The following is a 12,850-nucleotide window of genomic DNA, read 5'->3' on the forward strand; positions in this document are numbered from 1 at the left end:
CCATACCCATGGAGTGGTCATGGTTGCCACGATAAGCGACGGCGGCGCGCGCCGGTATTCGTCGGTCGCAGGATTATCAGCCTGCCAACGGACGAGGCGGATTACCCCTTACGGCCGGGGCCGGCTACTCCCAATGGGGGAGAATCAGCCCGCGCGCCACCATTCCGGATGCTGGACCAGCGGCGCGGCGATGTCTGCGGCCAGGCCATCCAGCAAGGTCTGCAAGCCGGCCAGCAGCGCGCCCGGCTCGTTAGACGCCACCGCCTGGCTGCGGCTGAAGCCGCCGCGGGCCAGTATCTTGCCGTCGGCCGCGCTCTGCAGCTGCCACGCCGCCTCCAGCATCGCGCCCTGCCCCGGTTTCAGGCTGAGGCCGCGCACGTCGACGGCGATGCGCAGATCGCCGCCGTCCATGCCGGGCTGCGGGTAGGCGTAGACGCTGGCCACGCCGCTGGCGCGCGCCACGCCTTGGCTGAGCCGCTGCGCCAGCAAGCGGTCCAGCGGCGCGCTCCAGCGTTCGAACTCCTGCAGCTTCAGCTCGCCGCCGCCCATGTCCATCACCAGCTGGGGGCGATCCAGCGCCGCCGGCAGGCTCACCGGCCCCAGCAGCACCCGCTTGCCGAATTGCGCCTGCGCCTGCGGCGCGGCCGGCGCGTCCAGCCCGTAAAAGCGCGACTGCGGCGACGCGCAGCCCGCCAGCGCCGCGATCATGGCCGCGGCGAACATCGTTTTCATCATCATGGCTGCGCCTCCTTGCCGCGCACCAGCGCCTCGGGATGGCGGTCCAGATAATCGGCCAGCGCGCGGAAGCTGCGCGCGGTCTCCTTCACTTCCTGCGCCGCGGAGCGCATGTCCTGTTGCAGCGGCGAATCGGCGCGCATGGTCTGGCGGGTGGCCTCCAGCGTCTGCTGCAACTGCTCCAGCGTCTTGCTCGCTTGCGGCACCGTCTGGTTATTCAGGCCGTCGCTGAGCCGCTTCACGCTGTCCAGCGTCTGGTGCAGCGATTTCAGCGAGGCGTCGGCCTCCTTGCCTATGCTGTCGAACGGCACCGCGTCCAGTTTCTTGACGATGCGCTGCAATACCCGCTGCAGTTCTTCCAGGTCGCCCGGAATGGTCGGCAGCTCGGGCACCCCGCCCTTCACCACCAGCCGGGCTGGCGGCGCGTCGCGGAAGAAGTCCAGCGCCACGTACAACTGGCCGGTGATCAGGTTGCCGGAGCGCAGTTGGGCGCGCATGCCGTTGGCCACCAGCGCCTGCGGCGAAAGCTTGCCGGTGATGCGGCCGCCGCGCGACAGGCTGTCGAGCCGACTGGGATAGGTGCGGATGTCCACCGTCATGTCGAAGTCCTTGCGGTCCTGCACGTACTGCACGCCTATCGCCGTCACTTCGCCTATCGTGATGCCGCGGAAGTCCACCGGCGCGCCGACGCTGAGCCCGCGCAGCGACTGGCGGAAACGCAGGCGGAACGGCTGCATCTCGCGGTCCGGGTTCTGCAGCGCCCTGTCGCGGGTATCGTGCAGGATGAAGTTGCGGTCCGACAGCGGAATGCCGGCATTGTCGGCCAGCGGCGTCTCGAAGGCGATGCCGCCCAGCGCGATCGCCGCCAGCGACTGGGTGCTGACGTTGAGGCCGTTGGCGCTCAGCGACACGTCGACGCCGCTGGCGTGCCAGAAGCGGCTGTTGGCGGACACGAAATGGTCGTAAGGGGCGTTGATGAAGACGGCCACCTTGACGTAGCCGCCCTTGGGATCCAGCTCGTAGCCGACCACCTGTCCCACCGGCACCCGGCGGAAATACACCGGCGAGCCAGTGTTCAGCGACCCCAGATTGTCGGCGCGCAGCGTGAAGGTCTGCCCCGGCAGGTCGGCGTTGATGATGGGCGGGGTTTCAAGGCCGACGAAATCGGCCTTCCGCGCCTCGCTCTTGCCGATGTCCATGCCGATGTAGGAGCCGGACAGCACCGTGCCCAGGCCGGACACGCCGCCGCCGGACACCCGCGGCCGCACCACCCAGAAACGGCTGTCCTCCGCCAGGTAATCGGCGGCCTCCTTGCGAAGCTGCGCGGTGGCGACGATAGCCTGCCGGTTGGGGCTGAGCTTGACCGAGGTCACCTCGCCGATCTCCACGTCCTTGTACTTGATCCGGGTCTTGCCGGCTTCTATCCCCTCCGCGTTCTGGAAGGAGATGGTGATGGTGGGGCCGCGCGACAACACCGCGTGCACCGCCAGCCAGCCGCCTATCAAGGCCGCCACGACCGGAATCAGCCAGACCAGCGACGGCGCCCAGCGGCCGCGGCGCACCGGCACCGCCTGCGGCAGGTCCGGCTCTGGAGGGTTTTGCGGATTTTCACTGCTCATCATGTTCCTCTACAGGGTCCCAGATCATCCTGGGATCGAAACTCATCGCGGCCAGCATGGTCAGCACCACCACCGCGCCGAAGGCGATCGCGCCTGGCCCGGCCTTGATGCTGGCCAAGGACTGCCATTGCACCAGCGCCACCATCAGCGCCACCACGAAAATGTCCAGCATCGACCACGGGCCGATCACTTCTATCATCCGGTACAGCCGCGTGCGCTGGCGCGGCGCCCAGCTCCAGCGCCACTGCACGCTGCACAACAGCAGCAGCAAGGCCAGTATTTTCAGCATCGGCACCAGCACGCTGGCGGTGAACACCACCAGCGCCAGCGGCCAGGAATCGTTGTTCCACAGATAGACCACGCCGCTCATGATGGTGTCGCGCTGCACGCCGGTCAGCGCCGTGGTTTCCATGATGGGCAGCAGATTGGCCGGCAGATAGCTGATCATCGCCGCCAGCAGCAAGGCCCAGCAGCGCTGCAGCGCCGCCGGCCGCCGCAGATGCAGCGGAGCCGCGCAGCGCGGACAGGCGACGGCCTCGGACGTCGAGATCCTCACCAGCAGCCCGCAGCCGTGGCACAGGCACAGATTGCGCGACGCCGCGCTGCTCAATGGATAATGCGGCATGAGCGGTAGCGCTCCCACAGTTCATGCGGCCGGAAACGGCTGGCGCTGGCCGCCATCAGCACGATCAAGCCGAAAAACGCCCACAAGCCTATGCCCGGCTGCACGCTGGCCAGATGCACCAGCTTCACCAGCGAAACCAGCACGCCCAGCAAAAACACCTCCACCATGCACCAGGGCCGCACCAGGCCGCGCAGCCGCATCATCGCCGGGAAACCCGGCAGCGCGCGGCCGAACAACAGCGGCAGCTGCAGGTAGAGCATGCTGGCCAATTCCAGCGCCGGCATCACGATGCCGGTGAACAGCACCAGCAGCGCCACCTCCGGCATGCCCTGCCCATGCAGCGCCAGCGCGGTCTGCCACAGCGTGGCGGCATTGCGGTTGCCGGCGATCTCCAGCACCAGCACCGGGTAGATGTTTGAGATCGCGAACATCACCGCGCCGGCCGCCAGCAGCGCCACGCCGACCTCGGGGCCGCTATCCGAGCATTCGTACAGCTGGGCGCCGCAGCGCGGGCAGCAAACGCGCACGCGGCCGGTTTGCGCGCCGGGCAGGCGCAGCAGCAGATCGCAATCGTGGCAGGCCGTCAGCCGCCCCTCCCCGCTCACACCGTCCATTTGCGCTTGCGCTCCGCGGTGAAGCTTGGCCAAGCGCGCGCCTCGCCGGTATCCATGTAGTGGCAGACCGACATCAGCACGTCGAGCACGCAGGGATCGTGGCGCGCTCCGGTGGCGCCGCACAGCTGCAGATAAAGCCGGTGGGGATCGCGGCCCCGCAGGTCGGCCGGATGGCTCAGACCCAGCAGCCGCAGATCGGCGGCTGCGCGCGGGCCGACATTGGGCAATTGCAGCAGATCGGTGGCGGCGTCCGGCGGCGGACAGCGGGATGGGTGCATGGGAAACGGCCGTGGCGTAGTCATTCAGACTACATGATAAAGGAGCGGCCGCCTCAGTTCAAAGCGGCCGCTCCCGGGCAAAACGCTCAGCCGTGGAAAATGTCCCAGGCCAGCTTGCAGATCAGCACGCTGGTCAAGCCGAGGAACAGCACCCGCACGAAGCCGGCGCCCTTCTTCATCGCCAGCCGGGTGCCGACCATCGCGCCGGCCATATTGGCGGCCGCCATCGGCAGCGCGAGCTGATACAGCACGTGGCCGGCGCCGACGAAGAAGATCAACGCCGCGACATTGGTGGCCAGGTTCACCACCTTGGCCGCCGCCGACGCGTGCAGAAAGTCGAAGGCGAAGAAGCGGATGAACAGGAACATCAGGAAGCTGCCGGTGCCGGGGCCGAACAGACCGTCGTAGAAACCGATGGCGCCACCTATGGCCATGCCTACCGCCATTTCCCGGCGGCCGATGGCCACCGGCTTGTGCAGCTTGCCGAAGTCCTTCTTCCACAACGTATACACCGCCATCACCAGCAGCAGAACCAGCACCAGCGGCCGGATCACGCCTTTGGGAATCTGCGATACGACAGCCGCGCCGGCGAACGAAAACACGAAGGCGGTGGCGGCGGCCGGCAGCACCAGCCGCCACGGCAGCCGCACCCGGCTCAGATAGGAACGCGCCGCCGACAGCGTGCCCACCGCCGCCGACAGTTTATTCGTGCCGAAGATGGTGGCCGGCGCCGCATTGGGCAGCGCGCTGAACAGGCCGGGAATCTGGATCAGGCCGCCGCCGCCGACGGCCGCGTCCACCAAGCCCGCGCAAAAGGCGATCAGGCACAAAAAGCTCAAGCTCAACAACATTGTCATCCTCCTCGACGCAAATTGTACGTGCTGGCCCGAAACAATGCTTGCAATGTAATATTGCAAAAAACGCAACATTGGAGCCGCAATGAAGCCGCTATGGGGAATCCGCATATTCTGCGCGGTGGTGGAGCAGAAAAGCTTCGTCTCCGCCGCCCGCCAGCTGGGCACCTCGCCCAGCAGCGCCACCCGCGCGCTGCAGGCGCTGGAAGAGGAGCTGGGCGCGATGCTGCTGGCCCGCTCCAGCAAGCAGGTGGAGCTGACCATGGCGGGCGAGGCCTACTACCCCGCGGCCAGGCAGATGCTCGACCTGCAACAGCAGGCCGAGGAGGAGCTGAGCCAGCAGGCCGGCGCGCCTCGCGGCCTGTTGCGCTTCTCCGCGCCGGAGACGCTGGGGCGCGAGTTGCTGCCCGCCGTGCTGGCCAGCCTGGCCGATGCCCACGCCGGCCTGCGCTTCGAAGTGCTGTACAGCGATTCGATACTGGAACCGATACGGGACAAGCTGGACTTCTCGATACGCGGCGCCTTCCCCGCCTCCAGCGAGCTGATCGGCCATCCGCTGTGGCATTACCGCCGCCACCTGTACGCCAGTCCGGACTACGTCGCCCGCCACGGCGCGCCGGATCACCCCGCCGAGCTGCCCCAGCACCGGGTGGTGATCCATAGCGCGCCGCGGGTGCTGAAAGCCTGGAATTTCGTATCAAGCGAAGAAAACGTCAGCCTCAACCTGAACGCCTGGCACCGCAGCAACTCCGGCAACGGCGTGCTGGACGCCGTCCGCGCCGGCATGGGCATCGCCCGGCTGGGAGACTGGCTGGCGGAGCCGCTGGCCGCGCGCGGCGAGCTGGTGCGGCTGTGCCCGGATTTCCGCATCGTATCCAGCCATGGCGACGATCCGCAGATGCATGCGGTGTTCGCCAGCCGCGGCATGCCGCGCAAGGCGAGGCTGCTGCTGGACGCGCTGCGCCAGGAGGCCCGGGCGCGCGGCTTCGGCCTCCATCCGCCGCGCTGAAAGCAAAAAGCCCCGCATGCGCGGGGCTTGGCTTCCGGACTGGCCGGATCAGTCGTTGTCGGTCAGCGACTGCTTGCCGGCGGTGACCGGATACTTCTCGCGCAAGGCCTTCAAGTAGCTGGCCAGCTGGCTGTTGGCGCTCAGCTCGCCCAGCACATTGCCCAGCTGCGCGCGGTCGGCGTCGGTGACGGCCGGGGCCGGAACCACCTTGTTGACGCGATAGATCACGTACTCGCCGGTGTCGTGGCGCACGCCCGCGAAGCCGGGCAGCTTGCTGCCGGCCACGGCGAACACCGCGCGCACGTCAGCCGCCGGCATGCCAGAGGCCGCACGGCGGGACACCGTGGCGGACTGGCCCCACTTCTGCGCATCCACGCCCTTGCCGGCCTTCAGCTCGGCCAGCAGAGCCTGGCCCTTCTTGTCGGCCAGCTTGGCGCCTTCCCGCTCCACCAGCTCCTTGCGGATCGCGTCGCTGACGTCGGCCAGCGGCTGCTGACGCTCCGGCTGGTGCTCGGCGATGCGGGCGACCACCAGGCGGTTGCCGCCGATGTCCACCACTTCGCTGTTGTGCTTTTTCTTCAGCACATCGTCGCTGAACACGGCGGACAGCAGCTTGGCGTTGCCCAGCAGCTCGTCCTGAGACGGCTGGTTGCGCTGCATCCAGTCGGAGTGCTTGACCTCCAGCTTCAGCGCGTCGACGACGCCCTTCAGCGAGTCGGCCTGCTGGTAGGCGACTTCGTTCAGCTTGTCGGCTTGTTCGCGGAACAGCGCCGCGGACTTCTGCTTCTGCAGCTTGTCGACGATCGCGCCCTTGACGTCCTCCAGGCTCTGCGACTTGACGGCGTCCAGGCGAATGATGTGGAAACCGTACTCGGTTTCCACCAGATCGCTGATCTGGCCCGGCTTCAGCTTGAACACCGCGTCGTCGAACGGCTTGACCATCATGCCGTGGCCGAAGAAGCCCAGGTCGCCGCCCTTCTCCGCGGAGCCCGGATCCTGCGACTTGGCCTTGGCCAACTCGGCGAACTTGGCCGGATTGGCGCGCACGTCCTTCAGGATGGCCTCGGCCTCGGCCTTGACCTTGGCCTTCTGTTCCGGCTTGGCGTCCTTGGCCACCGTCAGCAGGATATGGGAGGCCCGGCGCTGCTCGCCGGCCAGGTCGGCCTTGTGCTGGTCGTAGTACTTCTGCACCTCGGCGTCGCTGACCTTGATGCCCTGAGCCAAGGCATCCTGGGACAGCACCACGTAATCCAGCTTCACCTGCTCCGGCAGCTTGAAGCGCTTGGCGTTCGCGTCGTAGTACGCCTTGATCGCGGCGGCGTCGGTCTTCACCTCGGCGCCGAAATCAGACGGCTTCAGCACCAGCTGCTGCAGCTCGCGCCCCTCGCCCAGCAGCCCCGCCACGCGGGCCACCACGGTGTTGGACACGAACTGGGTGCCGGCCACGCTGTTCAGCTGGCTTTGCAGCAGGATATCGCGGCTGATGTCGGCCTCGAAGGCTTCCGGATTCGGATAGCGGCTCTTCAGGAATTCGCTGTAGCGCTGAGAGCTGAACTGGCCGTTTTCCTGGAAGGCGGGAATGGAAGCGATCACCTTGCGCAGCTGTTCCGGGCTGACGGCGACGCCGTGGTCGCGAGCCTCGGCCAGCAGCAGCTCCTGGCGGATCAGGTTTTCCAGCGCGGCCTGACGGGCGGCTGGGTCGCTAGGCTGGCCTTCCAGCGCGCGATCCAGATCTCGCTTGTAGATCTTGGTCTTGCCCACCTTGACCAGATAGGGATCGTCGGTGGCGCTGGAATAGCTGCCGACGCCGAAGCCCACGAAAGTCAGGGCCACAGCGCCCAGGATCACTTGAATGACGGTTTTGTTGTTCTGGACAAACTCGAACATGACGATTGGCTAAGGCCACCCCTGTAAAAAAAAAGGTGAACACGCAAACGGTTCACCTTCTCTTGTGTATTTGGCGGAGTGGACGGGGCTCGAACCCGCGACCCCCGGCGTGACAGGCCGGTATTCTGACCAACTGAACTACCACTCCGTGCCGTTGGTGGGCGTTGACGGAGTCGAACCGCCGACATTCTGCTTGTAAGGCAGACGCTCTACCAACTGAGCTAAACGCCCGTGCGCTCCGCCGAACCCTGAAAAATCAGGCCCCGGCGGAGTGGCAAATTATAGCGCGTCTTTCAGTGCCTTGCCAGCGCGGAACTTCGGAGAACGTGCCGCCGGGATCTTGATGGTGGCGCCGGTCTTCGGGTTGCGGCCGCTGCGCTCAGCGCGCTCGCCCACGTAGAAGGTGCCGAAACCCACCAGGGTCACGGTATCGCCTTTTTTCAAGGCAGAGGTAACGGCAGCAACCATGCCGTCCAGAGCCTTGGCAGCAGCAGCCTTGGAGATGTCGGCTTCTGCCGCGATGGCGTCAATCAGTTCAGACTTGTTCACGTAAGTCCCCTTTCGTCGTTCTCGGTCTACGTAGTTCAGATAAAAACGCTTGCTTTATAGCAAGGCGGAAATCCTTGTGTCAAGCGGCTTCCACGGCCATTTTGCTAATTCGCAAGCACAACGGGAAGCCGTGAAAACACAGCTTATTCACGGCTTCGGTAAGACCATGATTCTTAATGCTTCAGCACCGGGACATTGCTGCCCGCATCCTGAGCAGGCGGAATGTCGCCAGATTGTTCTTCTTGCGACAGTTCTTCCGGTTGACGTTCCAGCGCGAGCGCCAGCACCTCGTCGATCCACTTGACCGGATGGATTTCCAGCTTCTGTTTGATGTTGGCCGGAATCTCCACCAAATCCTTCTCGTTGCCTTTCGGAATCAGCACGTGACGGATGCCGCCGCGGTGCGCCGCCAGCAACTTCTCCTTCAGGCCGCCGATCGGCAGCACCTCGCCGCGCAGCGTGATCTCGCCGGTCATCGCCACATCGGCGCGCACCGGAATACCGGTCAGCACCGACACGATGGCCGTGGTCATCGCGATGCCCGCGCTGGGGCCGTCCTTCGGCGTCGCTCCTTCCGGCACGTGGATGTGCATGTCGCTCTTCTCATAGAAGTCCGGCTTGACGCCCAGGCTTCTGGCACGGCTGCGCACCACGCTCATCGCCGCCGTGATCGACTCCTGCATCACCTCGCCCAGCTGGCCGGTGCGCACGATATTGCCCTTGCCGGGCAGAGACACCGCCTCGATGGTCAGCAACTCGCCGCCCACCTCGGTCCACGCCAGGCCGGTCACCTGGCCAATGCGGTTCTGCTCCTCGGCCAGGCCGTAGTCAAAGCGGCGCACGCCCAGATACTTGTCCAGATTCTTGGCCGAAACCGTCACCTTGGCCGTCTTGGTCGGCTTCAGCAGCGCGCCGGTCACCACCTTGCGGCAAATTTTGGCTACTTCGCGGTCCAGGCTGCGGACGCCGGCTTCGCGGGTGTAGTAGCGGACGATGTCCCGGATCGCCGATTCCTGCACCACCAGCTCGCCTTCGCGCACTCCGTTGGCCTCCATTTGCTTGGGCAGCAGGTACTTCAGCGCGATGTTCACCTTTTCGTCCTCGGTATAGCCGGAAAGACGAATGATTTCCATCCGGTCAAGCAAGGCCGGCGGGATATTCAGCGAGTTCGCGGTGGCGACGAACATCACATCGGACAGGTCGTACTCGACTTCCGCGTAATGGTCGATGAAGGCGTGGTTCTGCTCGGGATCCAGCACCTCCAGCAGCGCCGACGACGGATCGCCGCGGAAGTCGGCGCCCAGCTTGTCCACTTCATCCAGCAGGAACAGCGGGTTCTTGACGCCGATCTTGGCCATGTTCTGCAGCACCTTGCCCGGCATCGAGCCGATGTAGGTGCGGCGATGGCCGCGGATCTCGGACTCGTCGCGCACGCCGCCCAGCGCCATCCGCACGAACTTGCGGTTGGTGGCTCGGGCGATGGACTGCCCCAGCGAGGTCTTGCCCACGCCCGGAGGGCCCACCAGGCACAGGATCGGCGCCTTCAGGCGATCGACGCGCTGCTGGACCGCCAGGTACTCCAGAATGCGTTCTTTGACCTTCTCCAGGCCGAAGTGGTCCTCGTCCAGCACGGCGTCGGCCGCGGCCACATCCTTGCTGATCTTGGTCTTTTTCTTCCACGGCAGCTCGAGCAGCGTGTCGATGTAATTGCGCACCACGGTGGCCTCGGCCGACATCGGCGACATCATCTTCAGCTTCTTCAGCTCGGACAATGCCTTTTCGCGGCCTTCCTTGCTCATGCCGGCGGCCTTGATGCGGCGCTCCAGCTCGTCGTGGTCGCTGGCCTCGTCCATCTCGCCCAGCTCTTTCTGGATGGCCTTGACCTGCTCGTTCAGGTAGTACTCGCGCTGGCTCTTCTCCATCTGGCGCTTGACGCGGCCGCGGATGCGCTTTTCCACCTGCAGGATGTCGATCTCGCCTTCCAGCTGCGACATCAGATGCTCGAGGCGGGTCTGCACGTCGAACATCTCCAGCACTTCCTGCTTCTGCTCCAGCTTCAGCGGCAGATGGGCGATGATGCTGTCGGCCATGCGGCCGGCGCGGTCGATGCCGGCCAGCGAATTCAGCACCTCGGGCGGGATTTTCTTGTTCAGTTTGACGTACTGCTCGAACTGCGCGAGCAGCGCGCGGCGCATCGCCTCGGTTTCGTTGGACTCTTCCAGCTCGCTGGACAGCGGCGCAAACTCGGCTACGAAGCAACCGTCCTCTTCGCCCACTTCCTTGATGGTGGCGCGCTGGCGGCCCTCCACCAGCACTTTGACCGTGCCGTCGGGCAGCTTGAGCATCTGCAGCACCGCTGCGATGGTGCCCACGCCGTACAGGTCCTCGGCCGACGGCTCGTCCTTGGAGGCCGAGCGCTGGGCTACCAGCAGGATCTGCTTGCCTTCGTCCATGGCCAGTTCCAGCGCACGGATCGACTTGGCCCGTCCGACAAACAGCGGAATGACCATGTGCGGAAAGACCACCACATCGCGCAGCGGAAGCAGCGGCAGCGTGGTCTCTTCTCTGATTTCTGCGGGTTGCGGCATATCACCTAACCTTAGCTTGGGGAAACAATGCTTGGAAAATGGGGCGAAAGGCCAGAATATCAACACCCCATACTAAAACAGATTACGTCGGTGACAAATAAAAAACCGCCCTGACGGGCGGTTCAGTCATTCAGGCCAGGCCGTCAGGCGGATTGTGCCACACCGCCGCCTTCGCGATAGATGAAAAGCGGCTTGTCGCCCTTCTCGATCACTTTCTCGTCGACGACGACCTTCTCCACGTCCTGCATCGACGGCAGCTCGTACATGGTGTCCAGCAGCGCGCGCTCCAGGATGGAACGCAGGCCGCGGGCGCCGGTCTTGCGGGCGAGCGCCTGCTTGGCGATCACGCGCAGCGCCGACGGACGCACCTCCAGCTCCACCGTTTCCAGCGAGAACAGCTTCTGGTACTGCTTGATCAGCGCGTTCTTCGGCTGGGTCAGGATGGAAACCAGCGCCTCCTCGTCCAGCTCCTCCAGCGTGGCGACCACCGGCAGGCGACCGATCAGCTCCGGAATCAGGCCGAAGCGGATGATGTCCTGCGGTTCAACCTCCTGGAACAGCTTGGTCAGGCTCTTGCCGTCGTCCTTGGAGGAGACTTCGGCGCCGAAGCCGATGCCGCCCTTCTCGGAACGCTGGCGGATGATCTTGTCCAGACCATCGAAAGCCCCGCCGCAGATGAACAGGATGTTGGTGGTGTCGACCTGGATGAACTCCTGGTTCGGATGCTTGCGGCCACCCTGCGGCGGCACCGAGGCGACCGTGCCCTCGATCAGCTTCAGCAAGGCCTGCTGCACGCCCTCGCCCGATACGTCGCGGGTGATGGACGGGTTTTCCGACTTGCGCGAGATCTTGTCGATCTCGTCGATGTAGACAATGCCGCGCTGGGCCTTCTCCACATCGTAGTCGCACTTCTGCAGCAGCTTCTGGATGATGTGCTCGACATCCTCGCCCACATAGCCCGCCTCGGTCAGCGTGGTGGCGTCGGCGATGACGAAGGGCACGTCCAGCAGACGCGCCAGCGATTGGGCCAGCAGGGTCTTGCCGGAGCCGGTCGGGCCGATCAAGAGAATGTTGCTCTTGGCCAGCTCGACGTCGTCCTTGCCGCCCTTGTTGTACAGCCGCTTGTAGTGGTTGTACACCGCAACCGACAGGGTCTTCTTGGCGAAATCCTGGCCGATGATGTACTGGTCCAGATCCAAGCGGATATCCTGCGGCGTCGGCAAGGGATGATCGTCGCCACTGCCGCCTATCACCTCGCCGCCGGCGCCTTTTTCCAGCTCCTCGCGGATGATGTCATTGCACAGTTCGACGCATTCATTGCAAATGAACACCTGCGGTCCGGCGATCAGCCGTTGCACCTCATGCTGGCTCTTTCCGCAGAAAGAGCAGTAGAGAAGCTTCTCGTTGCTGTTTTTGTCAGCCATTAGCCTATTCCACTACTTAGGCCGTCACGTCCCGACGGGAAGACAGCACTTTATCGATCATGCCGTACGCACGAGCCTCTTCCGCCGACATGAAGTTGTCGCGTTCGGTGTCGGACTGCACACGCTCCAGCGTCTGGCCCGAGTGCTTGGCCAGCAGCTCGTTCATCTTGGCCTTCACCTTGACCAGCTCGCGGGCATGGATCTCGATGTCGGTCACCTGGCCGGACAGGCCGCCGCCGTACAGCAGCGGCTGGTGAATCATCACCCGGCTGTTCTCCAGCGCGAAACGCTTGCCATTGGCGCCCGCCGCCAGCAGGAAGGCACCCATGCTGGCCGCCTGCCCGATGCACAGCGTGGAAACATCCGGCTTGATGAAGTTCATCGTATCGTAGATCGACATGCCGGCGGTAATCGAACCGCCAGGCGAGTTGATGTAGAAATGGATGTCCTTGTCCGGATTTTCCGACTCCAGGAACAGCATCTGCGCCACAACCAGGTTGGCCGACTCGTCGGTGACGGGGCCGACCAGGAAGACAATGCGCTCCTTCAGCAGGCGAGAGTAGATGTCATAGGCGCGTTCGCCGCGACCACTCTGCTCCACCACCATGGGCACCAAGCCCAGACCTTGCGGTTCCATCATAGATTTCATCGGCCACTCCAAAAGTTGT

At 64.8% G+C, this 12,850-nt stretch carries 12 protein-coding genes and 2 tRNA genes; 1 reads left to right on the top strand and 13 read right to left on the bottom strand.

Annotated features, from left to right (window positions below; all coding sequences use genetic code 11):
• Positions 1-144 precede the first annotated feature (144 nt).
• The 6 genes from ACX17K_RS02450 to ACX17K_RS02475 form a co-directional block, all read right to left on the bottom strand.
• Positions 145-738, bottom strand: a complete 594-nt coding sequence (locus tag ACX17K_RS02450; RefSeq protein ID WP_493773535.1) for a PqiC family protein — start codon at positions 736-738, stop codon at positions 145-147.
• Entirely contained in the window at positions 735-2,357 is a 1,623-nt protein-coding gene (locus tag ACX17K_RS02455; protein WP_260800000.1) for a PqiB family protein, read from the bottom strand. Before ACX17K_RS02455 ends, ACX17K_RS02450 begins: the two co-directional genes overlap by 4 nt.
• Positions 2,344-2,979, bottom strand: coding sequence for a paraquat-inducible protein A (locus ACX17K_RS02460; RefSeq protein WP_031296362.1), 636 nt, complete (start codon positions 2,977-2,979; stop codon positions 2,344-2,346). Before ACX17K_RS02460 ends, ACX17K_RS02455 begins: the two co-directional genes overlap by 14 nt.
• Complete coding sequence (locus ACX17K_RS02465; RefSeq protein ID WP_493773536.1) at positions 2,961-3,593, bottom strand: paraquat-inducible protein A; 633 nt, start codon at positions 3,591-3,593, stop codon at positions 2,961-2,963. Before ACX17K_RS02465 ends, ACX17K_RS02460 begins: the two co-directional genes overlap by 19 nt.
• Positions 3,581-3,871: a helix-hairpin-helix domain-containing protein gene (locus ACX17K_RS02470; protein ID WP_493773537.1), complete on the bottom strand. Its 291-nt coding sequence runs from the start codon at positions 3,869-3,871 to the stop codon at positions 3,581-3,583. The genes ACX17K_RS02465 and ACX17K_RS02470 overlap by 13 nt, the downstream gene beginning before the upstream one ends.
• 86 nt (positions 3,872-3,957) lie before the next feature.
• Positions 3,958-4,722: a sulfite exporter TauE/SafE family protein gene (locus ACX17K_RS02475; protein WP_347371892.1), complete on the bottom strand. Its 765-nt coding sequence runs from the start codon at positions 4,720-4,722 to the stop codon at positions 3,958-3,960.
• A gap of 88 nt (positions 4,723-4,810) precedes the next feature.
• On the opposite strand from ACX17K_RS02475, the gene ACX17K_RS02480 reads away from it, so the two are divergent.
• Positions 4,811-5,734 (top strand): LysR family transcriptional regulator, encoded by a 924-nt coding sequence (locus tag ACX17K_RS02480; protein ID WP_493773538.1) that lies wholly within the window; start codon positions 4,811-4,813, stop codon positions 5,732-5,734.
• A gap of 48 nt (positions 5,735-5,782) precedes the next feature.
• On the opposite strand, the gene ACX17K_RS02485 is transcribed toward ACX17K_RS02480, so the two are convergent.
• The 7 genes from ACX17K_RS02485 to clpP all read right to left on the bottom strand — a co-directional run bounded on the left by ACX17K_RS02485 (position 5,783) and on the right by clpP (position 12,831).
• Positions 5,783-7,621, bottom strand: a complete 1,839-nt coding sequence (locus ACX17K_RS02485) for a SurA N-terminal domain-containing protein (protein ID WP_493773539.1) — start codon at positions 7,619-7,621, stop codon at positions 5,783-5,785.
• A gap of 71 nt (positions 7,622-7,692) precedes the next feature.
• Positions 7,693-7,769, bottom strand: a tRNA-Asp gene (locus tag ACX17K_RS02490).
• A 7-nt stretch (positions 7,770-7,776) separates the two neighbouring features.
• Positions 7,777-7,852: transfer RNA gene (locus ACX17K_RS02495), tRNA-Val, on the bottom strand.
• Between the two features lie 48 nt (positions 7,853-7,900).
• Positions 7,901-8,170 (bottom strand): HU family DNA-binding protein, encoded by a 270-nt coding sequence (locus ACX17K_RS02500; protein WP_011136101.1) that lies wholly within the window; start codon positions 8,168-8,170, stop codon positions 7,901-7,903.
• A 173-nt stretch (positions 8,171-8,343) separates the two neighbouring features.
• Positions 8,344-10,758, bottom strand: a complete 2,415-nt coding sequence (gene lon, locus ACX17K_RS02505; RefSeq protein ID WP_493773540.1) for an endopeptidase La — start codon at positions 10,756-10,758, stop codon at positions 8,344-8,346.
• Positions 10,759-10,901: 143 nt separating this feature from the next.
• Positions 10,902-12,182: an ATP-dependent Clp protease ATP-binding subunit ClpX gene (gene clpX / locus ACX17K_RS02510; protein ID WP_493773541.1), complete on the bottom strand. Its 1,281-nt coding sequence runs from the start codon at positions 12,180-12,182 to the stop codon at positions 10,902-10,904.
• 16 nt (positions 12,183-12,198) lie between these two features.
• On the bottom strand, positions 12,199-12,831 hold the full coding sequence (gene clpP, locus ACX17K_RS02515; protein WP_493773542.1) for an ATP-dependent Clp endopeptidase proteolytic subunit ClpP: 633 nt from the start codon (positions 12,829-12,831) through the stop codon (positions 12,199-12,201).
• Positions 12,832-12,850 lie beyond the last annotated feature (19 nt).

This window comes from Chromobacterium sp. INPA-IVC, assembly GCF_059047085.1.

What these genes read in the sequence shown, in the direction of transcription:
- ACX17K_RS02450 (WP_493773535.1), bottom strand. Translation starts at nt 738, where the DNA reads ATGATGATGAAAACGATGTTCGCCGCGGCCATGATCGCGGCGCTGGCG.
- ACX17K_RS02455 (WP_260800000.1), bottom strand. Translation starts at nt 2,357, where the DNA reads ATGATGAGCAGTGAAAATCCGCAAAACCCTCCAGAGCCGGACCTGCCG.
- ACX17K_RS02460 (WP_031296362.1), bottom strand. Translation starts at nt 2,979, where the DNA reads ATGCCGCATTATCCATTGAGCAGCGCGGCGTCGCGCAATCTGTGCCTG.
- ACX17K_RS02465 (WP_493773536.1), bottom strand. Translation starts at nt 3,593, where the DNA reads ATGGACGGTGTGAGCGGGGAGGGGCGGCTGACGGCCTGCCACGATTGC.
- ACX17K_RS02470 (WP_493773537.1), bottom strand. Translation starts at nt 3,871, where the DNA reads ATGCACCCATCCCGCTGTCCGCCGCCGGACGCCGCCACCGATCTGCTG.
- ACX17K_RS02475 (WP_347371892.1), bottom strand. Translation starts at nt 4,722, where the DNA reads ATGTTGTTGAGCTTGAGCTTTTTGTGCCTGATCGCCTTTTGCGCGGGC.
- ACX17K_RS02480 (WP_493773538.1), top strand. Translation starts at nt 4,811, where the DNA reads ATGAAGCCGCTATGGGGAATCCGCATATTCTGCGCGGTGGTGGAGCAG.
- ACX17K_RS02485 (WP_493773539.1), bottom strand. Translation starts at nt 7,621, where the DNA reads ATGTTCGAGTTTGTCCAGAACAACAAAACCGTCATTCAAGTGATCCTG.
- lon (WP_493773540.1), bottom strand. Translation starts at nt 10,758, where the DNA reads ATGCCGCAACCCGCAGAAATCAGAGAAGAGACCACGCTGCCGCTGCTT.
- clpX (WP_493773541.1), bottom strand. Translation starts at nt 12,182, where the DNA reads ATGGCTGACAAAAACAGCAACGAGAAGCTTCTCTACTGCTCTTTCTGC.
- clpP (WP_493773542.1), bottom strand. Translation starts at nt 12,831, where the DNA reads ATGAAATCTATGATGGAACCGCAAGGTCTGGGCTTGGTGCCCATGGTG.